This is a genomic window from Paenibacillus sp. JT22N12, from assembly GCF_056269365.1.
On the sequence record NZ_JBWDNU010000005.1, the window covers coordinates 444,859 to 470,236 of the forward strand.

At 52.9% G+C, this 25,378-nt stretch carries 22 protein-coding genes; 3 read left to right on the forward strand and 19 right to left on the reverse strand.

Features of this window, described 5'->3' with window-relative positions:
* Nucleotides 1-124: 124 nt before the first annotated feature.
* From AC0YOA_RS21215 to AC0YOA_RS21250, 8 genes are all read right to left on the reverse strand, one after another.
* Nucleotides 125-1,132 (reverse strand): PHP domain-containing protein, encoded by a 1,008-nt coding sequence (locus tag AC0YOA_RS21215; protein ID WP_475788289.1) that lies wholly within the window; start codon nucleotides 1,130-1,132, stop codon nucleotides 125-127.
* Nucleotides 1,129-1,974: an alkaline phosphatase family protein gene (locus AC0YOA_RS21220; RefSeq protein ID WP_475788290.1), complete on the reverse strand. Its 846-nt coding sequence runs from the start codon at nucleotides 1,972-1,974 to the stop codon at nucleotides 1,129-1,131. Before AC0YOA_RS21220 ends, AC0YOA_RS21215 begins: the two co-directional genes overlap by 4 nt.
* Nucleotides 1,975-1,978: 4 nt before the next feature.
* On the reverse strand, nucleotides 1,979-2,788 hold the full coding sequence (locus AC0YOA_RS21225) for a DeoR/GlpR family DNA-binding transcription regulator (RefSeq protein WP_475788291.1): 810 nt from the start codon (nucleotides 2,786-2,788) through the stop codon (nucleotides 1,979-1,981).
* A 73-nt stretch (nucleotides 2,789-2,861) separates the two neighbouring features.
* Nucleotides 2,862-3,929, reverse strand: coding sequence for an ABC transporter ATP-binding protein (locus AC0YOA_RS21230; protein ID WP_475788292.1), 1,068 nt, complete (start codon nucleotides 3,927-3,929; stop codon nucleotides 2,862-2,864).
* Nucleotides 3,926-4,852 (reverse strand): ABC transporter permease, encoded by a 927-nt coding sequence (locus tag AC0YOA_RS21235; protein WP_475788293.1) that lies wholly within the window; start codon nucleotides 4,850-4,852, stop codon nucleotides 3,926-3,928. Before AC0YOA_RS21235 ends, AC0YOA_RS21230 begins: the two co-directional genes overlap by 4 nt.
* A 42-nt stretch (nucleotides 4,853-4,894) precedes the next feature.
* Nucleotides 4,895-5,779: an ABC transporter permease gene (locus AC0YOA_RS21240; protein ID WP_475770221.1), complete on the reverse strand. Its 885-nt coding sequence runs from the start codon at nucleotides 5,777-5,779 to the stop codon at nucleotides 4,895-4,897.
* A gap of 116 nt (nucleotides 5,780-5,895) precedes the next feature.
* Nucleotides 5,896-7,044, reverse strand: a complete 1,149-nt coding sequence (locus AC0YOA_RS21245) for an ABC transporter substrate-binding protein (RefSeq protein ID WP_475788294.1) — start codon at nucleotides 7,042-7,044, stop codon at nucleotides 5,896-5,898.
* A 946-nt stretch (nucleotides 7,045-7,990) separates the two neighbouring features.
* Nucleotides 7,991-8,509 carry a CcdC protein domain-containing protein gene (locus tag AC0YOA_RS21250; protein ID WP_475788295.1) on the reverse strand — a complete coding sequence of 173 codons (519 nt, stop codon included), beginning with the start codon at nucleotides 8,507-8,509 and terminating at the stop codon, nucleotides 7,991-7,993.
* A gap of 214 nt (nucleotides 8,510-8,723) precedes the next feature.
* Here AC0YOA_RS21250 and AC0YOA_RS21255 point away from each other — a divergent pair, with 214 nt between their 5' ends.
* The gene (locus AC0YOA_RS21255; protein WP_210038699.1) at nucleotides 8,724-9,884 is read left to right on the forward strand and encodes a sensor histidine kinase; all 1,161 of its coding nucleotides are present in this window, start codon (nucleotides 8,724-8,726) and stop codon (nucleotides 9,882-9,884) included.
* 17 nt (nucleotides 9,885-9,901) lie between these two features.
* Entirely contained in the window at nucleotides 9,902-10,573 is a 672-nt protein-coding gene (locus tag AC0YOA_RS21260; RefSeq protein WP_475788296.1) for a response regulator, read from the forward strand.
* Nucleotides 10,574-10,581: 8 nt separating this feature from the next.
* Here the strand turns inward: AC0YOA_RS21260 and AC0YOA_RS21265 are convergent, their stop codons facing one another.
* The 8 genes from AC0YOA_RS21265 to AC0YOA_RS21300 all read right to left on the reverse strand — a co-directional run bounded on the left by AC0YOA_RS21265 (nucleotide 10,582) and on the right by AC0YOA_RS21300 (nucleotide 18,740).
* Entirely contained in the window at nucleotides 10,582-11,436 is an 855-nt protein-coding gene (locus AC0YOA_RS21265; RefSeq protein WP_475788297.1) for an alpha/beta fold hydrolase, read from the reverse strand.
* Between the two features lie 121 nt (nucleotides 11,437-11,557).
* A complete protein-coding gene (locus AC0YOA_RS21270) occupies nucleotides 11,558-13,033 on the reverse strand; it encodes a multicopper oxidase family protein (RefSeq protein WP_475788298.1) in 1,476 nt (491 codons plus the stop codon).
* Nucleotides 13,033-14,508: an MFS transporter gene (locus tag AC0YOA_RS21275; RefSeq protein ID WP_475788299.1), complete on the reverse strand. Its 1,476-nt coding sequence runs from the start codon at nucleotides 14,506-14,508 to the stop codon at nucleotides 13,033-13,035. Before AC0YOA_RS21275 ends, AC0YOA_RS21270 begins: the two co-directional genes overlap by 1 nt.
* Nucleotides 14,509-14,701: 193 nt before the next feature.
* Complete coding sequence (locus AC0YOA_RS21280) at nucleotides 14,702-15,223, reverse strand: TetR/AcrR family transcriptional regulator (RefSeq protein WP_475788300.1); 522 nt, start codon at nucleotides 15,221-15,223, stop codon at nucleotides 14,702-14,704.
* A gap of 172 nt (nucleotides 15,224-15,395) precedes the next feature.
* The gene (gene sigJ, locus AC0YOA_RS21285; protein WP_475788301.1) at nucleotides 15,396-16,259 is read right to left on the reverse strand and encodes an RNA polymerase sigma factor SigJ; all 864 of its coding nucleotides are present in this window, start codon (nucleotides 16,257-16,259) and stop codon (nucleotides 15,396-15,398) included.
* A gap of 3 nt (nucleotides 16,260-16,262) precedes the next feature.
* Nucleotides 16,263-17,498, reverse strand: coding sequence for a phytoene desaturase family protein (locus AC0YOA_RS21290; protein ID WP_475788302.1), 1,236 nt, complete (start codon nucleotides 17,496-17,498; stop codon nucleotides 16,263-16,265).
* A gap of 263 nt (nucleotides 17,499-17,761) precedes the next feature.
* Nucleotides 17,762-18,361, reverse strand: a complete 600-nt coding sequence (locus tag AC0YOA_RS21295) for a GNAT family N-acetyltransferase (protein WP_475788303.1) — start codon at nucleotides 18,359-18,361, stop codon at nucleotides 17,762-17,764.
* Between the two features lie 229 nt (nucleotides 18,362-18,590).
* On the reverse strand, nucleotides 18,591-18,740 hold the full coding sequence (locus AC0YOA_RS21300) for a hypothetical protein (RefSeq protein ID WP_475788304.1): 150 nt from the start codon (nucleotides 18,738-18,740) through the stop codon (nucleotides 18,591-18,593).
* 52 nt (nucleotides 18,741-18,792) lie between these two features.
* Between AC0YOA_RS21300 and AC0YOA_RS21305 the strand changes: the two genes are divergently transcribed.
* Entirely contained in the window at nucleotides 18,793-22,476 is a 3,684-nt protein-coding gene (locus tag AC0YOA_RS21305; protein WP_475788305.1) for a glucuronyl esterase domain-containing protein, read from the forward strand.
* A 109-nt stretch (nucleotides 22,477-22,585) separates the two neighbouring features.
* On the opposite strand, the gene AC0YOA_RS21310 is transcribed toward AC0YOA_RS21305, so the two are convergent.
* The 3 genes from AC0YOA_RS21310 to AC0YOA_RS21320 all read right to left on the reverse strand — a co-directional run bounded on the left by AC0YOA_RS21310 (nucleotide 22,586) and on the right by AC0YOA_RS21320 (nucleotide 25,271).
* Complete coding sequence (locus AC0YOA_RS21310; protein ID WP_475788306.1) at nucleotides 22,586-23,473, reverse strand: fructose bisphosphate aldolase; 888 nt, start codon at nucleotides 23,471-23,473, stop codon at nucleotides 22,586-22,588.
* A gap of 317 nt (nucleotides 23,474-23,790) precedes the next feature.
* Nucleotides 23,791-24,282: a DinB family protein gene (locus AC0YOA_RS21315; protein WP_475788307.1), complete on the reverse strand. Its 492-nt coding sequence runs from the start codon at nucleotides 24,280-24,282 to the stop codon at nucleotides 23,791-23,793.
* 125 nt (nucleotides 24,283-24,407) lie between these two features.
* Complete coding sequence (locus AC0YOA_RS21320; protein WP_475788308.1) at nucleotides 24,408-25,271, reverse strand: NADPH-dependent F420 reductase; 864 nt, start codon at nucleotides 25,269-25,271, stop codon at nucleotides 24,408-24,410.
* Nucleotides 25,272-25,378: the final 107 nt, after the last annotated feature.

The window sequence follows — 25,378 nt, forward strand, 5'->3', positions numbered from 1 at the left end:
ACCTTCTTTCCCACGTCAATCGTGGTTTTAAGAAGGTGCTTTCGTATGTTTATTGAGTTGGCTTCTAAGAGCCTGGCCTTATGGAAAAGCCCCCCATTTCATTTTCAGCTCAAAAAAAGCCTGCTTACAATTCAGATAAATAGCGCTTCCCGCCCTTGAACCAGGCGGCCTCGCGGTAGCCGGTCCGCTTCGCCAGCTCGACCGCTTCGTCAATCAAAGTGCCCAGATCGTCGGGATAATGCGCATCCGACGAGAACGTGACCGGCACGCCGTACTCGAACATTGCGGCAAGCAGCAGCGGGCTTGGACAAATCTCCTTTACCGGATACCGGTACGCCAGACCCGTGTTCACTTCAGTTGCGACACCCGCCTCCTTGAAGGCTCGCGCCGTCTCCCGGTAAAGCTCCCCCAGCAGCCCCTCATCCGGCCTGTAGCCGAATACCTTGATATTGTCGGGGTGGCCGATCATATCGAACAGCCCGCTGCGGGCCGCACGCTGGACCAACGAGAAATGCCTGGCATACAGCAATTCCAGATTCTCGTCCTCAAACCGTGAAGCCGTCTCCGGATTGTCAAAGCCCCAGCCGTCAATGAAATGGACGGAACCGATGACATAATCGACATCCAGCATCTCCAGCAGTCCTGCCAGCTCGGCTTCCCCGCCGGGAAAATAATCCGCCTCCACGCCAACCGACAGCGCGTCATCGCTGCCGGCGGCGGCCTTGGCGGCCTCAATAAACGCAGTCGCCGAGGTCACACATACCCGGTCCAGCCATTCCCGCTGCAGTCTGCCGAGCGGCGAATCGTCGACACGGATATGCTTGAGGTAATAGGGCTTGAACTCCTCGAACCGGTACAGATGATCAACCAGTCCGAACTTCCCGATTCCTCTTCGCCGTCCCTCCGCCAGGTACCGTTTAATCCAGTCCTGGTGGAACGGCCCCTGCTCAATGCGCCGTCCCAGCTGGGCGCTTACGCTATTGATCCATGACAGGGAGTGGAGAGGGGACCGCCCCGTCTCCTGTTCCCTTCCAATCTCATCCGACGTTGCAGAAAGCGCCCTCGCCGTCCGCTCCAGCCAGCGCAGCGAATACGGGCCTTCCTCCAGGTGAAAATGAAAGTCTACTTTCATTCCGTCCTGCCTGCAGCCGCTTGATTCAATGAACAGCCCGGCAGCTCAATCGGCCTCATCGCTGGCGAACAAGGAATACCAAGAAGTCCGCACACCAGCGGCGCGACCGCCAGCTGGGGAATGGGGTCTTCGTATACGCCCGGGGTAAACTCCGGTCCTATGGCGTAGAAGGGCACATCCCGTTCTCCCTGGCCGGTCCCTCCGTGCTGTCCGAATTCGTTCATGCCGTGATCGGCTGTGACGATGACGCGGTATTTATTTTCCAGCCATACGGGAAGCAGTCCGGCGAGAACAGCATCCGCCGCTCCGCTAATTTGCCGGTATTCGGCGGAACCGGACCCATGCTTATGGCCGATGTCGTCGATTCCCATCGGATGGACGTAGAGAAAATCCGGAGCATACGCCCGGCGAAGGTATTCGGCATCGGCGAACAGATGCGTATCCGGGTACGTATCGTCAAAATAAAACATCCCGTATTGGATCGGAGATGCTCCGTCCAGCTGAATCCGGTCGGTCATCGGATTGAACGGGGCGCGGTTGTACAGCTCGCTGACCCAATGGTAAGCCGCCGCCGCGGTTGTGAGTCCCTGTTCAGCCGCAAGCTGAAACACGCTGCGCTGATTCGACAGCCTCACCGTATGATTGGCTGTAATACCGTTCTCCACGGGCGGCGTCCCCGTGAGCAGCACCTCATACAGCGGCCTCGACAGACTCGGCAGCTCCGAGCTGACGCGGTAGCAGGCGGCACGGCCCTTCTCCACCAGATGCTCCATATATCCCATGACGGCGCGCGCCGTGTCATAGCGCAAGCCGTCAAGCACAACCATAATCACTTTCTGCATGGCGTTATTCCTCCTTCATGTATTCGGACGCTGCCGCAATCCACTGCACGCCGGATTGATCAACGGCATCCTTCCATTCATCCGGACATTCCACATTGCAGATGATAGCCTCAATCCCGTCAAAAGGCATGATTCGCGCGAAAGTCGTTACGCCCAGCTTCGAATGATCGGCCAGGACGACAACCCTCTGCGCGCAGCGGGCGAACAGCTGCGACATGGACGCTTCGTTCGCGTCGTAATCGGTTATGCCGTCGACGAGCGATACGCCGCCGACCGACATGAACGCGAGGTCCACCCGGAACTGCTCCATCATCCGTTCGCATAAGGGACCGCTGATCGACTGCTGCTCCGGGTTGAGCTCGCCGCCGAGCAATGTCACCTTGCCGCGGAACCGGCCCTGGTTCAGCGAGTCCGAGAGGACGGCAGCGACAGCGACGGAATTGGTAATGACTTTGAGCTGCTGCTTGTCCTGAATCGCCATAGCCAGCTCCATAGCCGTTGTGCCAACATCAATCACAATGGTGCTTCCATCCTCGATCCAGTCTGCGGCAGCCCGGCCGATCGCCCGTTTCTCCTCCGCATTCTGGCTCTTCCGCAGCGCATACGGCGGCTCCGAGGGGCTGTAACCGGAATGCCTGACGGCCCCGCCGTACACCCTTCGAAGCTGGCCTTCCCTCTCCAGCACATCCAGATCGCGCCGGATCGTCTCCGAAGACACCATGAACCGGTTCGCAAGCGGAAGCACATTCACTTTTCCCTCACGGTCAAGGATTTGCAGAATAAATTCTTTTCTCTGTTCCGATGAAACTGACAATTGCAACTCACCTCAATACTATTCGCTTACCTTTCATGACAGCCATTGCCGCTTGCGGCGGCATTCTATGCGCCTATCCTTCCAGCGGGACGCACGCGTCCCGGTCGACTGTGAGGCGGACCCGGCTGCCCGGCGCAAAACGGCGGCTCGCCGGCGCATTCAACTCGTCGGTCGTGATGCTCAAATTCCCCACTCTGACCGTGTAGCGCAGCAGTGCGCCAAGTGCCGTGCATTCCGATACGGTGCCATTCATCCGGTACGAGTCCGTGCCGGCGTCCGTTGCATTGTCCGCACCCCCATCTTCCGCTGAGGACATCCGTACCGCTTCCGGCCGGATGGCGAAGGCTGCCGGTTCGAAGCGTCCGGCTGAAGAAATCGCCGCTCCCCCGATACCCGCCATTTCATCTGCGGTCAGCACGTTGTAGTTGCCGATAAAACGGGCGACAAACGCCGTTTTGGGCCTCGTATATATTTCCTCGGGGGTTCCGTTTTGTTCGATCCGGCCCTGATTCATAATGCAGATCCGGTCGGACATCGTAAGCGCCTCTTCCTGGTCATGCGTCACGAACAGCGTCGTCATGCCCAGCTCCTGCTGAATGCGGCGGATTTCCAGCCGCAGCATTTTCCTGATTTTCGCATCGAGTGCGCTGAGCGGCTCATCCATCATCATCAGCTTCGGCTGAACGGCAAGGGACCGGACCAGCGCCACCCGCTGCTGCTGGCCTCCGGACAGCCGCTGCGGATACTGTCCGCTTTTCTCCGACATGTCGATGATCTCGAGCATTTTCTTGACCGTCCGCTCGATTTCGGCACGCGGCATGCCTTTCATTTTCAGCCCGAAAGCAACATTCTCATAGACCGTCATGTTGGGGAACAGCGCATACGCCTGAAAAACCATCCCGACATTCCGTTTTTTCGGCGCCATGTTCGTAAGATCGACCCCATCCAGCCGGACGGTGCCTTCGTCAATTCCGGTCAAGCCTGCCACGCAGCGAAGCAGCGTGCTCTTGCCGCAGCCGCTGGGACCGAGCAGTGTGACGAATTCGCCCTTCTCCACTCCCAGCGACAATGCATCCAGCACCGGCGCTGCGCCGGCAGTTCCGAAAAACTTCGATACGCCTTCAAATTCGACATAGCTCATCTAAGTTCCTGTCCTCCCTGCAAGTTGATTCCGCCCGCAGCGGTTCCCGGGTCCGAATGCCTGCCTTTCCTGGTCCCGGCTGCCGCCGGCTTGTCGTCGTCCGCCCCGGAAGGCGCGTTCAGCACCCGCTTGCCCAGTTTGAGCATCACGCCTGAAATAATGGCAACCAGTACGAAATACGTAATGGATACCGCGCTCGACAGATGTCCGCTCTCTCCCTGCCGCCGGTACAAATAAATCTGGATCGTTTCGTATTGTCCGCCGACCAGCAGGTTCGCCAGCACGAATTCACCGAACAGCACCGCAAACGAAAGCAGCAGCGATACGGTAAGGCCCGGCATAACGTTCGGCAGCAGCACATAACGGAACGTCTGCCAGCGTCCGGCGCCCAGCAGCATCGCAGCGTCCTGGAGCATGACGGCATTGACCGAACGCAGGCTGTTGCGGATTCCCTGGTACATGAAGGGCAGAACCACGACGAAATAGGCGCCGCACAGGAGCCAGATCGTGCCCGAGATGGCAAGCGGACCGGACGAATAGAGACGAATCAGCCCGACCGCGGCAACTACGCCTGGCACCGCATAGGGGATGAGGGCCAGAATATTCAGCACCTTCTCCCATTTCGGAAACTCAAGTACGACAATGATTACTGTAGGCACCATGACCGCGGTGCTGACTATCAGGCTTATCCCACATACGACGATCGAACGGACGAATGCATCCGTGAACCGGCTGTCATGCAGCAGGTCCTCAAACCACTTCAGCGTCCATGATTCGGGCAAAATCGTCGTCTGCCAATTCCCTGCCAGCGCATACAACAACGTCGCCAGCAGCGGGAGAACCAGATAGATGATGAGAATCGTCCAGATAATGCGATGAAAACGGTTAGCGCGCCGCTGCCCCCGCGGCATATTCCTGTTCAAGGTTAATGCCCCTTTCCGCCAAGCTTATTCGCATGCCGTGGTTTATACATTCGTAAGCTCCTTGCGCAGGCTGCGCATCAGCCGCGCATTGACCGCCAGCGCCGCCATCATCATCAGACCGAGCAGCACCGCCAGCGCGCTTCCCAGCTGCGGCTTCGTGACGACATCGCCGGCTACAAGAGATCCGATCCGGATCGCCAGCAGATTAAAGTTGCCGCCAACCAGGGCATACGCCGTCGCATAAGCGCCCATCGAATTGGCGAACAGGATAATAAATGTGCCGGCAAGGCCGGGGAGGATAACCGGAAGCCCGATTTTCCGCCAAAACGTGAAGGTGCCCGCCCCGAGCAGGGCTGAAGCGTCCTTCCACTGCTCCTGGATGCCGAAATAGACAGGATAAAGCAGCAGCGTGGCCAGCGGAATTTGGAAATAAACGTAAACCAGCATCAGGCCGGTCCAGGAATAAAGATCGGGACTGAAAGCGTCAAGCCCCCATGAATTCAGAAGAATCGTGAAAATCCCGTTATTTCCAAGTAAAATGATATAAGCAAATGCCAGCGGAACGCCGGCAAAGTTGGAGGACATGTTGGAGATCGTGAGCAGTCTCTCCCGTGCCGCCGTGGACAGTTTCGTAAGGGAATAAGCGGCGAACAGGGACACGATAAGACCAATGACGCTCGATCCGAGCGAGATCGTGACGCTGTTCGTGATCGCTTTCAGATAATACGGACTGGTCAGCGCCGTCGCATATTGGGATAACGTATAATGCGTTTCGTCATCGGACAGCAGGCTGGTCATGATCAGATAGATAAGAGGCAGCAATTCAAACATGACGATCAGCACCACGAACGGGATGAGCGCGAGTACGACGGGATTGAAGCGGTACCGCCGGGCAGCTTTCTTTTTGAGCGTCAACTGTTGGCTCATAATCTTTCCCTTCCTTATGATAGCTCGGTTGTTGTCCGCCGGCTGCTCACGGAAGCCGGATACGGGCGGCGCAGCCCTGCGCCGCCTGCATCCATATCCGCGTGAGCCGGTACGGATTAACTCATATGGATCAGTACGTTATCCTGCCACAGCTGCGGCAGCGTCTTCGCCGTCTCGTCCCAGGCCTGATAATCCGCAATCGGCTTGGCGTTCTTATACTGCTCCAGCGGAATCAGCTTGGCGGCTACGTCGTCCGGAAGCTTGACGCTGTCGCGGATCGGACGGGCAAAGCCTTTGGCCAGGTTGATTTGGCCGGCGTCGCTGAGAATATACTCGCGTGTCAGCTTCGCCGCATTCGGGTGCGGCGCGTATTTGTTAATAATGGTGGCATAGCCGCTCACGACGCTGCCTTCCGAAGGGATAACCACTTCGAATTGATCCGGGTTGATTTGATCGCGGTAGCCAAGAGCGTTGAAATCCCACATCAATCCAACCGGTATTTCACCTTTTTCCATATTGGCTGTCGTAACATCGGCGCTGCTGATCCGGTTCTGCTCGGCCAGCTTCTTGAAGAAGTCGACGCCCGGCTGGATATTCTTCTCGTCGCCGCCCATTGCGATGGCTGCGGCAAGTACGGACATTTGCGCTTGCGCGGCTTTGGTAACGTCGCCGACCGCTATTTTATAATCCCCTTTGAGCAGGTCATCCCAGCTTTTTGGCACGTCCTTCACGAGGTTCTTGTTGACCATGAACGCGATGGTGCCCTGATACCCGACTACCCAGTTGCCGTCTGCGTCTTTCGCCCAGGCAGGAAGCTCGTCCCAGTAGGAGGTTTTGTAAGGCTGTGTTACGCCTTTCTCAGCCGCAACCGGTCCAAACGCGATGCCTACATCGCCGATATCGGCGGTAGCCTTGTCCTTCTCCGCTTCAAACTTGGCAATTTCCTCGGCGCTCGACATATCCGTATCGGTATGCTTCAGGCCGTAGTTGGTGTTCATATCCGCCCAGGTGTCTTTCCAGTTCGCCCAGGAGTCCGGCATGCCGACACTGACGACTTCGCCTTCTTCTTTCGCTTTGGCTTCCAGATCGGCCGCCGATAATTCCGGCGCTGCCTCCGAATTGGCATTCGTCTGCGCATTTCCGCCGTTTCCGGCTGCCGCCGCATTGGCGCTGCCGTTATCCTTCGCCTTCGTGCATGCTGCCAGACTCACCGTCAATAGAATGATGGCCAGGAGCATAATCCCTCTTGTTAGCTGCTTCTGCATGGTTTCTTGTCCCTCTCCTTTTGTGGTTTGTTGCGGTTTCTTGTTGATTTATTTCTGTTCTCACTTTAACAGCCCTATGTTATCGGTTCTTCAACGCTGCGTGTTTCATTTGTAAAGGCTGGGGAAAAGAGGGCGGGTTTGCATACAGCCCGTACACAAAACCACATTCGCTTGCCGCAGGCTCCAATTCTCTTTTTTGACGCTTAAGCGTCCGAACATATCGACTGCTGCTGCTATCCCCGAACATATCGACTGCTGCTTCAACGAAGAGCCTCAATGATCCTGGCAAGTCCTATGGAATCGCCTAGCAAGGAAATTCCTGCTTATGCACTTTCACGAAGTCTCCACTGGCTCTCCAACAAGGAAATACCTCGCTGCAGTCACCCTCAGCATGCCGCTCATCATCCATGTGCAGATCCAATAAGGATTTTCCTGCTTGCAAGCATCCAAATTGAACCCCATTCATCTATAACAAGGAAAAACCCCACTGCACTTGCAACGGGACAGGGTAATGAATGGGACAGCTCTATGCGCATAAGACGCGAGAGCTTCTGATTCCGAGGAAGTTGGAGTGAGAGTATGGTCCATGCTGGAAGCTTGCAGATCAGACTGCATTTCAGAGCGAATGAGCCTGCCAAGGTGAGGAAGTGACATCAGCGCGAACTATCTTTAACGAAGACCGGAATCGGAGAACACGATGGCAGAGGTGAGGAAGTGACAGCGCGAACGGCCTATGACAAAGACGCGAATCAGAGAAAATCACGATAGCAGTAAATTTACATGCAGGAAAGGGCTGCCTTCCATGTTGTGGAGGCAGCCTTGACCGTAACTGCTGTCGTTTTGCTGTTCTTTTGTGCAGAGCCCTTGCGCCATCCCTTGCTGGGTTGCAAGATACGCATCGTCTCTTTCAGAAAAGACCAGTGGCTGACGGGGACATTCGAAAGCCTTACACTCCCGACATTCTCAATTCTTGCCTGGATAATAAAATGATATTGCAGGTGACATAATAAGCGAACATAATGAGCATCAGCCCCGATGTCCAGGAACTGCCCATATCTTTCAGCCGGTCGGATAATTGAAGGCTCTGCTCGAGATTGCCGGACTGCATCATATCGTATATGCGATAAATCAAACGCCCCAAAAAAAGAATGGTTACGGTTCCGCCAATCCAGGAGCTGGGACGGTACCGCCAATTTCCGTCCCGCCGCTCGAAGCGGGTCTTGGCCGCTCCGTAACAAGCCAGAGCAATACCCAGCGCAATTCCGATCATATTCGAAATCAGGCTTACGGTGTCGAAGGCTCCTTCAACAAAGAAAAGCAGCCCGACCACGCCCAAAATAACGGTCATGATCCGCACTTTTCCCAGGTTCAGCTGCTGCCATCCAAACGTTCGGCGGACGCGCAGGAAAATCCGGTAAACAATAAAAACGCCTAAGAGCAAATAAATAATGACTTGCCCACTCATGAACATTGCCTCCTTTATAAATTCCCGTCGATTGATGCTAATAATACCCCCTAATAGCGCTTGCGAACGACCAACTACAGATAGAACTTAAACATGCATCCTTATATCTGCCGATAGATATTCGCTTAAAGACAGCCGGGATTGTTGTATTCTGCCGATGGCCCGGTCTAAAATGAAGGGGTATGCAGCAAAAAGAACAAGGGAGGGGATAAATGTGGATTACCGCTCCTATGGAAAACCGTTTGCCAGCGCCGCGGTCATTTTTTTTCTTATGAATACAAATCGGATGTTTGAGGCTCCCCTTCCCCAAATCGGGATCCATCTCGTGATATGGGCGACCTTCTCAGGCATCCTGTTCATTCCGAAAACATGGTGGACGATAACGCGGGCAGTGATTGCCGCAAGTTTGCTCATCATCGAGTGCGCGATCGGGATCATTTGGTTCCAGGAGATGAAGCTGCTTTATTTTATCGCTATCCTCCTGTTTGCCGCAGCGCTTCGCCAGTCTCTTCTCAAAGGCCGGAATACGGCAATTGCGGTCATGTTCATAACGGCGACGTTGTATATCCGGTTTGGCCATGCGGACTTGTTCAATCTCGTTTCTTTTATTCTCCTTGCCATCGTGCTTTATTTTTTTATCCGCAGCCGGATCCAGAGAAATGAAATCCATGAAATGAACAAACGGCATCTGGAAGAGCTGCAGGACGCCTATGAGCAGCTGCAGGATGCTTCGGCTACTGCTTTGCAGAACGCAATCTTGGAAGAGCGGACCCATATCGCCCGTGAAATTCACGATGCCGTGGGACACAGTTTGACGTCATTGATCGTACAAATGCAGGCTTTACGCTATATGATGAAGGAAGATCCCGTCCAAGCGGGACAATCGCTGGAAGGAATGCTGGGCGTAGCCCGCCAGGGGCTGCAGGACATACGGTCTTCCGTACACGCCCTTGCCGGCAACCGCACGATTCCCGGGATTGCGGCTCTGAAATCGCTGCTTTCGCGAATGGAGGCTGCAGCCTCAATCGCTTACCGGTTTCATACCGATTTGCAAGACGAGGATGTGAGCGCCGAAGTATATGAGACTCTATTCCCGGTACTGCAGGAATCGATCACCAACGTTATGCGGCATTCCCGCGCAACGCTGCTGGAGGTCGGACTGGGCAGGGATGGGGACAATATCGTGATGCGCATCCGCGATAACGGCGTGCTTGCGGACGATTACAAAATCAGCGAAGGATTTGGCTTGCGGGTCATGAAAGCAAGGCTGGAGGAGAAAGGCGGAAGCCTCAGCTACAGGATTGCCGAACAGGACGGCTTTGAAATTACAGCAACCATCCCAAGCGTTGATACGGGCGGGCAAATTGAATCTTAAACAGGAGGTCCGGATTTATGCCGCTCAACGGAAAAATTCAAGTTCTGCTCGCCGACGATCAGACGATGATCCGGCAAGGATTCGGCTACATCATCGGCTTGCAGGCCGATATGATGCTAGCAGGGGAGGCTGCTGACGGCGTAGAAGCGGTTGAGCTGGCCCTGCGGCTTCGTCCGGATGTCATTCTGATGGATGTTCAGATGCCCCGCATGTCGGGCATTGAAGCGGTAAAGGAGATTATGAAGCGGATGCCGGAAGCAAAGACCGTCATTTTAACTACTTTTGACGATCAGGAGTATATTTATCAGGGGATTCGGGCGGGAGCGGTCGGGTATTTGCTGAAGGACGCGGAGGTTGAAGAGATGCTGGAGGCGGTCCGGTCCGCATTCAGAGGCGAAGCCGTGTACAAGACCGGACAGGCAGCCGTCGCTCTGCAGAGAGTGGCCGCACCCGGTTTTCCGGCAACCGGAGGTGACTCGAAACTCCCTCTATCGGAGCCATTGACGGACCGGGAGCAGGAGATTTTGCAGGAGATGGCTTACGGGCTGCGCAATGACCAAATCGCGCAAAAGCTGTACATTGCCGAGGGTACGGTAAAATCGCATGTACATCGTATTTTGCAAAAATTCGGATGCGAGGATCGAACGCAGGCAGTGGTCTTTGCGCTCCGCAGCGGGATGGTAAAGTGATAGAGTCACTATATGCGTCCAAAGAAGCTTTTGATAAGCTCTGAAACATGCCGGCTTTGTTCCTCCAGCACAAAATGCCCCCCGCATAAAAGACAGATTTCAATATGATGGAGCTCCCTGCCAAAGGCATAGGCCCCTTCCAACGTAAAGATAAAATCGTTTTCACCCCAGGCTATCAGCGCAGGGGGCTGATAGGTCCGCAAATATTGCTGCCAGGCAGGGTATTCCTCTACGTTCTTTCTGTAATCGTAGCCCAGCTCCAGCTGGATTTCACTGTTTCCCGGGCGGTCCAGAAAGAACTGGTCCATCGAGTACCCGTCGGGGCTGATCAGATACGGCTGGCATACTCCGGTCAGATACTGCTTTTTTGTAAAATCAAAGGTCGTCAGTTCGGAAAATGCCGCTTCGGTTGCCGGGTTTCTGTCCGCCCAAAGGGCTTTGAAGAGATCGAACGGCTGCCCGAGCCCCCTCACATCGGCCACTGCATTCTGAATGACAAACCCGAGAATACGGTGAGGATTGCGGACAGCCAGCCTGAACCCGACAGGCCCTCCATAATCATGAACGTACAAGATATAACGGGAAATACCAAGCTTGGCGATTAGCTTTTCCATCACAAGAGACAGATTTTCGAAGGTGTAAGGATAGTCTTGGGCCGCAGGCATGCTGCTGTTTCCAAAGCCGGGGTAATCCGGGGCAATGACATGAAACCGGTCTTCCAGAAGAGGAATCAGATCCCTGAACATATGGGAGGAGCTTGGGAATCCGTGAAGCAGGATAATTGCCGGATTGCCGGGATGCCCGGCTTCACGAAAAAATATATCCAATCCGTCGATCTTTATTTTTTTGTACAGCACCATCATGTCAACATCCTTTCCGATGCTTTCATTCTCCGCCATAACAAAAATATATGTAGCTCATGAGTCTTTAAGTATCTTCTTGTTTCGTCGGCAGCGGCGGCGGCATATAGACAGGCGGGCCGCCCTACAGATCAGGCAAATTTCCGGATTTGGTTCCTACCCGGTATGAAGTCGTGACACCCTCGTAATTGAGCATCATGCTCATGCCCATAGAGGCATGCATCAAATTATGGCAGTGCGCCATCCATAATCCAGGATTATTGGCCAGCACATACAACTCATAAGTCTCATCTTTCTTCGTTAGGATGGTGTCCAGAAAGACGGGGCTTCCTCTCAGGGCCTCACCGTTCCGGCTCAATACGCGAAAGGTATGACCATGAATATGAAAAGGGTGGTCGCCTCCTCCTTCGTTTGTGAGCGTGATCTTGATCCGCTCTCCTTCTTTCACCGTCATGGGCGGGATTTCGTGAAAGGACTTGCCGTTGATAGTATTAACGAACAAGTTCTGTCCGAGCCTCAGATCGAAGGTTTGGTCAAAGGTCGGCTGATCAACAGGATCATCTTCAGAGGCTGTGCCATAATCAAGGAAGTCGAATAAAATATTGTTCGCCGAATGGACAGGTTCCGCTCCTTCTCCGATCGTAATCTTCAAGCCTTCCTCCGTGAGGCTTCTGACCACGGCTGTACCTTGCTCCGGAATCTTCAGCAGCAAATCATACCGCTGACCTGCTCCCATCTGGAAATTCGTATGATAGAGCAGCCCCGGTTCATGGATATCGTTGCCATCCATCGCAATGATCCGATACGGCGCCCCTTCGACAGCCATCTCCATCGTATCGCTGGCGCCATTGGTCAGCCTCACCCGGATGGTATCGCCCGGTTTGCCGGATACCTCAAGTCCCTTCGTCCTGCCGTTAATGACGAAGCTCGAATCCAGCTTCTGCATGAGGCCGGCAATATCCTGTGCTGCAGCAGCCTTGGCCTGCTTGGGCTCCACGATGAACTGTCCCAGAAGTCCTTTTTCCGCCTGAATCGAGCTCATCTGGTGGGAATGGTACCAGTAGGTGCCAGGTTGGGATGCAATAAATTCATAAGTGAACTCCTCCCCGGGCAGCACCGCATTTTGCGTGACACCCGCTACTCCATCCTGCGAGCAAGGGACAACCACACCATGCCAATGAATCGTTACACCCTCTTCAATGTCCTTGTTATGAAGCGTCACCATAACCCTGTCGCCTTCGGTTACCCGAAGCTCTGGGCCCGGCGATGAGCCATTGAATGTCCATGCCTCTACAGTCTTTCCATTATCCAGCTTCAACGCGGTTTGAGCGGCGGTCATCTCAAACGTACGAACCAGCGCCTGAGTTTCTGCGGCTCTAATCGCATCGCAGGGAGTGACGGATGTTGCTGAAGTTTCCATCTGATGGCCGGCATGCGACATGGCATCCATAGCATGCATATGGTCGGCCATATTGATTTCTTCCGGTTTTTGAAGCCGGATCTGCCAGAAATACAAAGCGGCGGCTGCTCCGATCAGGATGACTGGCGCGAGCAGCAGTCCCATCCACAATTTACGCTTTTTGCTTGTTGTTCCAGCCATTATGCGTTCACCTTCTTTTCTGTCCGATGCACAAGGATAACTATGAGCGCACCGACGATTGCAAACACTGCCGCTCCCAGGAATACCCGGGCGAATCCCCCGGTCAGCGCCTGAAGATTGCTGCTGCCCTCAGACAACAGTCCATTCGTTCTGGATGCCGCAGCCGCAGCCAGGACGGCCAGCCCGATCGCTCCTCCGATTTGCTGGCTCGTATTGACCAGTCCGCCGGCAAGTCCTGCTTCGTTCTCCGTCACGCCGTGTACGGCAAGCTCTGTCCCTGCGACAAAAGCGCCGCCAAGCCCTGCCCCAATGACAAGCGTCGGCCCGAGCAAATGTGCGGCAAACGATGCGTCGCCTGGCGCGAAAGAAAGCCAGATCAACCCTGCCGCGAAGAGTAGAAGCGAGCTGGCGAGCGTCCATCTTGTGCCGATGGATTTGATCAATCCCGGAACGATTCCGGCGAAGACGACCAAAGCTCCTGCAAGCGGAAGCTGTGTAAGACCTGCAGTCAGAGCGTTGTATTGAAGAACCTGCTGCATATAAACCGAGAGTGCAAAAAACAATCCGGTTGCAGCTCCGCCAATAAGCAGCATGGCGAAACTTCCGCCCGTCACAGAGATATTCCTGAAGATGGAAAATGGAACAAGCGGCTCCGGCGTGCGCTTCTCAATGACCATGAATACGAGAAGCAGCAGGAGCGCGGCGGCGGCAAGAATCAGGGTCAGCGGATTGAACCATCCGATGCGCTGGGCTTCAGAAAGGGCAGCGACAAGGGCAACGATGCCTCCCGTAACCGTAACCGCTCCCGGAAGATCGACGCTCAGCTGCCTGCTAGTTGAATCTTTTGCAATCAGAAAGGGAATGGCTGCAATAACGAGAAGACCAACGGGCACATTCACATAAAATACGGCCTCCCAGCCAAAAGCCGAAGTTAGCATGCCTCCAAGAAGAACGCCCGCCGCGCTTCCTATCCCGGCCACAGCTCCCCAGATACCAAGAGCCTTGGCACGATCCTGGGGCGACAGGAACAGCTTCGTCACCAGTGCAAGTGCCGCCGGAGCCAAGAGAGCCGCCGATGCTCCCTGGACGGCACGGGCTGTCAGGAGCCATGCCCCCGATGCAGCCATGCCTGCCGCCGCAGAAGCGATTACGAAGCCGGCAACTCCGCTGATAAAGATCCGCCGGTGCCCGAACCGGTCAGCCAGGCGTCCGCCCAGCAGCAGCAAGCCTCCAAATGGCAAAACATAAGCGGTAATGATCCAGCTTAGCGTGCCCGCATCCAGATGAAGCTCCGTACCCACTGTAGGCAGGGCAATATTAACGATTGAGGCATCCAGGACCACCAGGAACTGCGCGAGCGCAAGAATAATCAATGCCCACCACCGGTTAGCGCTGATTGCATTCCTTACTTCCGGAGCAAATCCGCTCCTTGCCCGGCTTCTCTCCATAATCTTCACTCCTGCTGCGTTTTTCATATTAGCTTCTCTCCTTTTTAATTGTTATTGATTAGCCAATTACTATCGTTTAAAATTTTTTCCGGTTCTGGTTCAGATCAAGCTTTAATTCGTTCTATGCAACGCTTGTTGGAGCAAACAGTGAGTGCTCCCTCATAAAGCTTTTGCATTATGATTGATTGATCAATTACAGTTCCATAAAAAAATTTATATCTTATCTCTTTACCATCAAATTCGGCATATCCATGGCCATCGATACATTGCACAGCATGCCTCTTGCGAGAAAATCTGAAGTTCGGTCCCGCGCATCTTCAAACCCGGCTTGGATAAAGGCATTCTCCACGAGCTCTTTCACCTGGCCCATGCCCGTTCTCATTGCCTCCCGAATCGGCGTTTCCCGAATCGTCTGTGCCTGCATCTGAAGCAAAATTTCATTGCGGTGGGATTCCATGATCTCCTCATAGGCCCTTGTAAGACCGATTTCCAATTGCTTGGGGGTTTCTTTGTCAATGACAATCTGGAATGCTTTTATAATTCGTTCCCATGAAACCTCCAGAGCCTCCACCAGCAGGGATTCCTTCGTAAAGAAACGATAAACGTAGGGCTGCGAGATCGACGCGCGCTCTGCGACCTGTGCTGTAGTTGCGCGGTAATAACCAATTTCAGCAAAGACCTCAATCGCGGCGGAGACAATATCTGTACGGCGGTTAACAGAAGCTGCTGATCCTTTCGCCATGATGATGACATCCTTTCTCCAAAAGCAGTTCAAATTATTGATTGACCAATTACAGAATTGAATTCATCATAACCGATCTTTTTTTAGATTGCAACTCTTATTTTGAAAATGGATAACAACCCTCCAACAGGAGCTAAATTTATCTTCACTATTATTTTCCCGCTGTCCTGCTTTATAAATGTCTTAGTTTCTCTGGATTTGCTACAGCATAGATCGATTGGATTTTATTATGATTGAATGCAAACGAATACACATGTTGAATATCACCATCGAAGAGGATTCGAATCCCCGGTAATCCATTAACGTTAAGGAAAGAGTACGTAAATTTGCCTTCATACATCTTGAGCAGATTGAAATGCAGGTTGATGACTCGATCAAACCCGACTATAGGAACTTGCGCCGCTCTTGCTTTGCCGCCACCGTCTGAATAAAAAACCGCATTTTCACTTACCAGTTCAAGCAATTTATTCGCATTCCCCTGTAAAAGATAATTCACAAAATCCTTGACTTTCTTCTCTGCAATCGGGATCGGCAGATTCTGTTCAGGATCAAAATGAATACTTTTTTTGGCGCGATGGAATATTTGTCGGCAATTCTCACTGCTTTTCCCGACCATTTCAGCAATTTCGTCAAACGGGTAGTGAAAAATCTCACGAAGCAGAAAGACCGCTCTTTCCACAGCATTGAGCTGCTGCAAGAGCAGCAGGTACGCCGTGGATATTGATTCTTGTCGTAAATAAGCATCGGAGGGGTTGGCCTCCGGGACCCCTTGGTCAATCAAAGGCTCCGGGAGCCACGGCCCAACGTACATCTCCCGTTTTTTGGCCGATGAACGCAACAGGTCAAGGCAACGATTCGTAACGATTTTATACAGGAACGCTCTTTCATTATGAATAGTATTGGAATCGGGCAATTGATCATAGCTTAGAAAGGCTTCCTGCACAATGTCTTCTGCGTCCATGACACTTCCCAGCATTCGATAAGCCAAAGAAATAAGCGGAGCTTTGTAGACTTTATACAATGCTTCTGTGCTCATATATTACCAACCATCTTTCTCCTTGCCCTCAAGGGAGAGTAAATGTTGTACGGCTCTTTTCGCGCTCGCTGTCGCGGCATCAACCAATAATTCACCATGCGATGCCCATTCTCCTGCCACATATAACCCCTTGATTTCCGGGACAGCGGGGCCGGGGTTTTCCTGGCGTTTCATATGCATAAAATCATGGCAAACCGTGATCTTCGGGAGATATTGACGGACAATCAATTCGTCCCTCCAGCCCGGCTGAATAAGCTCCAGGGCTTGTTCCAGCTCCTGCAGATCTTTTTCCGAACAGGTCTCCTGCCCTTGGTACTTGATCATGGAAATGACCTGCGCACCATCTTCGCTTAGATAGGCCGCACGCGACTGGTTGGAGAGAAAGACCGTTTGATCAATTCCATAAACAAATTGTTGTTTCGGTTTTGGGAGACGCCGCAAAGCTACATCCAGACAAGCAGCCGTGATTTCTATTGCTTGTTCTTTCCAAGTATGAATAGCGGTTGCTTCAGCATCGGGCACGAGTTGGTGAGTGACCGCCGGCGGAGTGGTGACGATGATATTTTCCGCCTCAATTGGCGTTCCGTCTTCACATTGGACATGCTGCACGGCACCGTCGCAATGACCGATAGAAATGACCTTGTTCCCCGTTAAAAGCTGTACACCATGCTCCGATGCTTTTTTTTCTAATTCGTCAACCGCTGCTCCCCAGCCCCGATCCAGATAGAGCACGCCTTGAAGGGTATTTTGAAGCTGTTTGATGACAGGACCCGCGGCTTGTAAATCAGGCGCCACCACATAACTTGCCGTACGCGTCAGAGCGTAGAATAAATTCCGTACCATGGGATCCTGTAAATTTCCTTCAATCCATTCACGGAGGCTGATTTGATCATATCGATGGGCATCCAGTTTTCCTAATTTCGTGAGCCAGGAGGCAAGCTCCATTTTACCCTTCCAGGACAAAAGAGAGGTGGTGAGCAAGGATTTAACACCCATAGGTAAAGTAAGCAATTTCCCTTTCCAAATCGCGTAGCCATCGATCGAAGGTTTATTTCCCTGCAAACTCAGTCCCAATTCACGGAACGTCGCAAGAGCATCCCCATGATATAAGGCATGACCACCTAAATTAAAATAGGCTCCTTTTTTCTTATTGGAAATGGCCCGGCCGCCCAAGCGATCCTGTTTTTCGATGACTGCCGTTTTCTTTCCTGCTTTTGCGGCATAGATTGCCGCTGTCAAACCGGCAACTCCTCCACCTACAACTGCTACATCGTATTGTCGCATCGTGAATCACCCTTTCGGTTTTTTCACCTGTATGACGGGCAATGGAGGCGGAGTGTGACAGAAATAATAAAAAATTTTATGCCCCGGGATATGCTTTCTTTCCGTATTTTCATTCCATTGTGAGGCGATTCCTGCCAAAAGTTTCAAGAAAAAAAGGGTTATTCTTCAACCCGTTGGTGCAACCGGTTAAAAGGATAACCCCTGATGTTAATATAGTCTCAGGAATTTACGCCATATTCTTCTTTCAAAATAGAATAATGAGCGCTGTCGGCCAATACGCCATTCGCCACGTGGTTTCTCCGAAGAGTCCCCTCATAAGTCATCCCTAAACGGATCATTACTTTTCCGGAGGCGGGATTATTAACGTCATGCATCGCAAATACCCGCTCCAGGCCCAGCACATCGAAGGCTAATGCCAATATTAATTGGCCCGCTTCTGTCATGTAGCCTTTGCCCCAATGTTGCCTGCTTAACGTAAAACCCAATTCGCCGCTTTGGTTGGCTTCATGGACTCTGAACTCAATCGTTCCGATCATTTTATCGCTATCTTTTAACACGATTGCATATTTTCCAAGCGCTTCTTTCACAAAATAGTTCGCTATCACCTGTTTCGTTTTGTTCAAATCCTGGTGCTGGGCATAAATGAAGCGTGTCGTTTCTTTATCGGATGTATATTCGAACATATCTTCAGCATCCTTAAGCGAAACCGGACGCAACAGAATGCGCTCGCTTTCCATCCGGCTATGTGTAACTAATAACAGTGTTGCATTTTCCATGTAAGCTCTCCAATCTGACCTTCTCATGTTCAATCGTTTCATTATACCAGATGCCGGATGCGACCCTGTCCCTTTTATTATCTGTAAAATTTGATAGCGAAGTGCCGACAAAATAGAATTCTGTCCGTCCAGCAGCCTGCTTATGATGAATATAACCTCACAAGAGAGCAGCAGCGCGGATATCAAGAGATCAGTTCTACGAAATGCAATGAACCTCACTCCAGTCAGGTGGTGACCCGGAAAAAGGCAAATACAAACGAAACCTGCTCCACTATTTATCAAGCCGGGATTTCGAATCGCTACCCGTGGCAGACATGAGCGTCTGCGGGAAAGAGTGTTTTGCAAGCGCTTTCTCATTTAATAGCCTGGCCGCATAGCTGATGAAGACAATATCTTCGGTTCTCATGGTACCAAAAATCATAAGAGGAACCCCTGAATCAGGAGCTTCTCTTGGCAAACAAGGAGAATGAACTATGGATAAACGAATAATCTCGTTTCTTGTCGCCCTTTTAATGCTCTTCGGGTCGATAGGAACGGTCGCTGCAGCATCAAACTTCGCGCCGGATCCGGCCGGTCCGATGCCATCGGAGCAGTTGAACGCCCAGTTTACCGCCCAGAATGTAACCGTGGATGGTGTACGGGATCAAGCGTACAACATGGCTGAACCGTCACGGATCGGGCACGGGAAGAACGCGGCGGCAAGCGCCGACGTGGTCACCGCTACATACGGCGAGCTTCGCTCCGTTTGGGACGGGCCGGTGCTGTACCTGCTCGTCGAGGTGCACGACGCAACGAAGTCGCGCAGCGCTTCAACGGATACGGGACTGCAGCAAAACAACGCCAACAACCCTGCGCTTCGCGACAGCGTGGTGTTCGGCCTGGACTTCTGGAATGACAAGGTTGACAAATTCCAGGATGACGATGGTTTATTCACCATCAGCTCCAACGGCAATCTGACCTACCAGCTCAACGCGGGCGTCAACAATCACTCCTCCGTCCACGCGTACCCGCAGAACCGCGAGTATTCGAATCGGATTAAGAGCTATGCCGCTTCCGAAACGGCTGACGGCTACATTGTCGAGCTGGCGCTGCAGATTGAAGGAGCGGCGCTTCAGAATGGAACTTCATTCGGTGTTGAAGTCGCGATCAGCGATTCGCCCGCCGAAGGCGTGAGCCGTGCCGGCTACGTATTCTGGAGCCATAACAACAATGCTTATGCGGCACTGAGCCAGGACCATTCGGTTGACTGGGGAACCGTTACGCTTGCCGGCTGGAACGGCACGGCGCCCTTCAAGTTCAGCGACTGGCAGCTGAGAGACACCATCCGTTGGGTGGAATCCAATTCGCTGGTCAAGGGCGTATGGAACCCCGAGACGGAAAATGAATTGTATGCAGCGCTGGCGGCTGCAAAAGGAATTGTCGGTTCCAGCAATCAATCGATGGTCAATTCCGTGGCAAAGCGGCTGCAGAACGCTATAGCCGCGCTGCGTTGGGCCGACAAGAAATATCCCGATCCGATGGATCTGCCTGCCCAATTCACGCTGCCCGACCCTTGGACCTTTTTTGACGGACACAAGGTCACAAGTACCGGCGACTGGTTCGGCGATGGCGGCCGCCGCGAGGAGATCCTGGACATGGCCCAGTTCTACGAGTACGGTTATATGCCCGCTCCGCCGGATAAGATGTCGATTACCAATGTTGCGGCGGTTCCAGCTGGACAAGGCCGTCCCGCTGGGCTTGGCATTACCGTTTCCATCACGTATGGAACGATTACGGCTCCGATGACCTTTACGCTGTATCCTCCCACGGAGGAAGCAAAGCAAGCCTCCGGCCATGTTGATCCGGTGCCGGTTGTCTTGAGCTTCGGCGGGTACATCGCCCAGTACGGCGACGCCGGTTTTGCAGTTCTGGCCGTTCCGGCCAACGTCACAACGGATGACCGCAATAACCCTTGGGGGCCTCGCAGCGGCACATTCCGCACGTTCTTCCCGTACACCCGCGACGGCGATACGCAAGAGATCAGCAATGAGATGGGCGCTGCTTGGGGCTCGTCCCGCGCCATCGACGCCCTGGAGCTTCTGTCCGCATCGGGCAGCACATACGGCGAGGGTATCGGCTCGCTGATTGCTCCGGATAAGCTTGCGGTGACAGGGCATTCCATCAACGGCAAGTATGCCTTTATTTCCGCTCTGTTTGACGAGCGCATTGACGTGTGCATTCCAAGCGCAGCCGGCGCAACAGGCCCATCCCCTTACCGCTATGTCTACATCGGGCATGAGTACAGCTGGGGCAAAGCAAGCGGCACCGAGATGATGGGCGATTCCATCCGTCACAACCCGGGCCGTACCACCGAGCTTTTCCGCCGCTTCCTTACGCCTGGCCGCTTCTATGAGCGCCTCGACGGCGCCTGGGGCTACGGTGAACGCCTGCCCTTCGACCAGCATGAGCTGGTAGCCACTTTGGCGCCGAGAGCCATCGTGCTGCATAACACGATTAATGACTACGGCGATGGCGCGGAGAGCGATCCGTTGGGTCTGGAAACCGCCAAGTTCGTATATAACACGCTGGGCTATGATGCCGGCGATCTGGTGAAGTTCAACATCCGGCCGCTCGCTCCCGGTGACGGACATTCCGAGGACGCCTCTCAGAGACAGAGAACAGCGGAGTATCTGAATCACTATTTCTATGACAAGGAAATGCCGGCGGAAACCGCTGAATACCTGAGCGACGATCCGTTCGATAATGAAGGAAAAAGAGCGGAGAACGCATACAACCGTTATTTCGGGGGTTATGAAACGATCGCGCCGTGGAAGGATTATGCATTCCCGGTCACGCCGTCCGTGACGACTAAGGAGCTTCCGGGCGGAACAACAGGTACGGCATACAGCCAGACCTTGGCGGCAGCAGGCGACATGCCTATCGCATGGTCGCTGGACAGCGGCGCCCTGCCGGACGGGCTTTCTCTTGACGCTGCCACCGGCAGTATTGCCGGAACACCGACCGCTGCGGGAACGTTCAGCTTTACCGTCAAGGCGCAAAATGCCGGCGGCAGCGCGACACAAACGCTGAGCATCGTCATCTCTGCACCGGAATCACAGCCGCCGTTCTACTGGTCGTCAACACCGGTTACAGAAGTGCCATCCATCAGCGAGAGCGATGGGAATATCACGGTCAAAGGTAATAGCGCGGAGCTTACGATTCCCAAGCTTAACCTCGAGGCTGCCGCCGACAGCAAAGCTCCAAAATCCATCACCGTCGAAATGGCCGCTGGTACCGTTACTTTCTCGGAGGAGGCAGTCGCTGAAATAGCCAAGCAGGCCGGAGGCCAAGACGTAAAGCTGAGCATGTCAGTGACGAAGCCGGATGAGAACGGCGATGTAACCGTCTCGCTGACGCTGAAGAACTCTGACGGCAAGCAGATTACCCAGTTCGCCGCAGGTCCCGTCACGGTAAGCGTTCCGTATACGCTGGCCGACGGCCGCCATCCAGACGCTGTAATTGCCAGGAACAAAGGAGACAACGCTGTCCTTCGTGGTCACTATGACCCGGACACGAAGAAGATGATCTTTACGACAAAGCACTTCTCCGATTTCCTTGTCACTTACAACCTCGTCGAGTTCAGCGATGTTCCGAAAACAAGCAAGCTGTACGATTCTGTTGTATTCCTGGCCGCACGCGGCATCACGCAGGGAGTGGGCGGCAGCAGGTTTGATCTTGACTCGACGCTGACCCGCAAGGAAATGCTGGTATCCCTGATGCGTATCATGGACATAGCGCCAGACAAGACATGGACGGATAATTTCAAGGACGCGGGTAAAGACTATGCTGCCGGATACCTCGCAGCAGCCAAGCGTCTTGGCATTTCCAAGGGCAATAACGCCGCGGGTACCACCTTCGGGGGCAATTTGAACGTGAATGTATCGGAATTCTATCAATTCCTGTACAATGCGCTGCAAAATGATCTGCCCGCCAAGGATCCGAAGGCACCTGCTCTGACGAGCTATTCGGATTATGCCGACATCCCTGCCTGGGCGATGGACGCGACCAAAGTTTTTGCAGAAGCTGGCGCCGCGCTGCATGAGAAGCAAATTACGCCGAGAGCGCTCCTCAGCCGCAGCGGCATGGTGGAGCTGTTCTACAAGTTCCTGAAAAAATAAAACGAAATTTCACCATGCCGGTGAGCTGCGGCAATCCGCTCCAACACAAAAACACGCCTTGATCGGCGTGTTTTTGTGTTGGATAAGAATCTTGTTAATTTGAAAATTTTCAGGTGATGGATGCTTTATAAATGGACGCGATCGATTGGGACAGCATCGCGTTGAATTCTTCGTCCGTTTGCTGGGCTGTCAGCCCCTCCGACAAGGCACGCGAGAAGCTGGCGATCAGGCCGCGATTATGGGTCAGTTTCTCATTGGCCTCAACTTGATCGTATCCGCCCGACAAAGCTACAACCCTTGCAACCTGAGGATGTTCAATCAGATCGCTGTAGAAGTTATCCTCCGTCGGTATGGAGAGCTTCAGCATCACTTTTACGTCCTTATCGAGAGCCGACAATTGCTTGAGGATCTCGTCTTTCAGGATTTGCTCCGATTTCTGCTTGTCCGCACTGTGAATATCGACCTCAGGTTCGATAATGGGCACCAGCCCCATCGCCAAAATGTGTTTGCCGATCTCGAACTGCTGCTCCACAACCTGTCTGATTCCTTCCGGATTGGCTTCCTTAATGACCGAGCGCATTTTGGTCCCAAAAATATGCTTATCGTTCGCACGCTTCAGGAGATTGTTCAAATCCGGTATCGGCTTCATGAGCTGCACGCCGTTTGCAGGTTCGGCGAGCCCTTTATCGACCTTCAGAAAAGGGACGATGCCTTTCTTCTCCCACAGATAATCAGCGGTGAATTGACCGTCAATCTCACGGTCCATCGTGTTTTCAAACAGAATCGCACCCAAGATGCGTTCCGAATCAAATGCCGGACTCTTAATGATGCGCGTTCTCATCTCGTGGACCACTGCATACATGGCTTCTTCGCCGGAATAGCTGTCTTCCTTGATGCCATACTGCAGCAGTGCCTTCGGGGTGCTCCCGCCGCTTTGGTCCAGTGCAGCGATAAATCCTTTTCCCGTGGAAATACGATTCAATTGTTCCAGATTCATTGTTGTCGCTCCCTCCAATTCATGGATTCATACAAACATGCTTGATGCTTAAAGCAGTTGAAGTTCTTTATATTGTACAATAATTGCGAAGCCTAAGCACGGCAAAACAGACAAAGCTACAAAATCTTGATAAATTCTGCATGCCGGTAAATGTGACAATCTGTGCCGGAGGTATTTTATACGTTCTTATATTTAAACAAAAACCGCGTCCGATGGACGCGGTTTGAATTGTTATGTCGCGGAACCTTGGGACCCGAGTACCGGCCGCTGTTAAATAATTGCATAAGATCAACCTTTATTGCTTGACCGGAGTTCTGTTAATTTTCGTCTGCGCTGGGACCATAAATGGAAGGGAGCGGGACCTCAAGCATCCGGAGATAAACCGTTAGTTGTCCCCTATGGTGGTACCAATGATTGAACATTAATGTACGCGCCATTTCGACTCGGGGCATCTCCAGGACCGGGTTGCCTTCACGGGTGAGCTTCCATGTCTCCATAAGTCCTGCTTCTCCCCACGTGAGAAGTTTGTTTTCAGCGATTATCACATATTCATCAAATACCGAGAGGATCTCGTTCAGCGATGCTGCCTCAGGAAATGATGCAAATGTCGGAACTTCGCGTACCTGTTCATTCAGAAATTCGGCCACGCCTCCGGGCAAGCCCGCGATATGCAAAGCCAACTGACCCAATGACATCGACCTTTCATGCGGCTTCCAGGAAAGCTTGTCTGACGGCACACGTTCCAGCAATCTCCTGGTGGATTCGGCTTCCTGCTTCAACTCAGCAATCAATCCATCGTTTTGTTTCATTAGAACTCCTCCTCTGTATGCTTGCTACACATACAGTACCATGAAACAAAACAACACATTTCTTCTTGATTGCTAATATCGCAGCCATCCATTGACCGGAGTATCCATTTCTACATAGGATTCACTTATTCCAGCCGTTTATATTCAAAAACGAAATCCAGAATTTCATTTGCCGGTTTGCTGCCAGCCGCCAATTGAGTGTACAGAGCCTTGGTCGCTTCCGCTTCCGTCCAATTGTTCGATTCCATCAGAGTAAGAACGGCCTCGCCTATTCTTTTGTGAAAAGCATTCTGCATCTCATACGCGGCTGTGAGCTCTTCCTCACTTAGATGGATGGCTTTGAAGTCATAACCTCGTTCAGTGGTCGCTTCGGATAGCGCTTGACGCAGGCCCGGCACATCAAGATCGACACAATAGGCAGGCGTTCCGGGTTGTTGGCGCCATGACTCGTCCAACCCGCCAGCATCGACCGCATCAAACCCTGCCTCTTCCACCAGTTTGAATACGACTGCCTTAGCAGCATGATCATCGCCGGCTACAGGCATTGCCAGACGTCCCGGGGTACCTGCCGGCAGCCCTTTTGCCAGATTGTACCACGGAGTCGCATTGAATGCTTTAATGACCGGGTGTTTGATTTGCTGTTCCACCCAGCGGCTTTCAGTCAGGCCCCTTTCAATTGGCTCAATCATGGCATCGCGCAATAAGGGATAATAATTGCCGGTATCGATCACGACAGCGCCTGAAGCGGCCTCATCGAGAAATCCTGCTGGCAGACTGGGAATGCTTTTCGGCGGAATTGATATAATAACAGCTTCAGCGCCTTGTGCAACCTCCGTAATCGCAGCCGGCTTTGCGCCTGTCTCCTTGGCTATTTCCTGAAGGACTTGAGCGTTTCTGGCGTTAGTGATTGAGACCTCATGTCCCAGCCTGGTAAAAACTCTGGCGAGGCTGCTTCCAATATATCCTGCTCCGATAATGGCAATCTTCATTTTTGCACATCCTTCTTTCCGTATGATTTGGTGTATCTGTCACAGTCATTCGCAAAATGTGACTGCAGTCAGTATACTCCGGTCAATTTTGTTTTGTCAAACGCTTC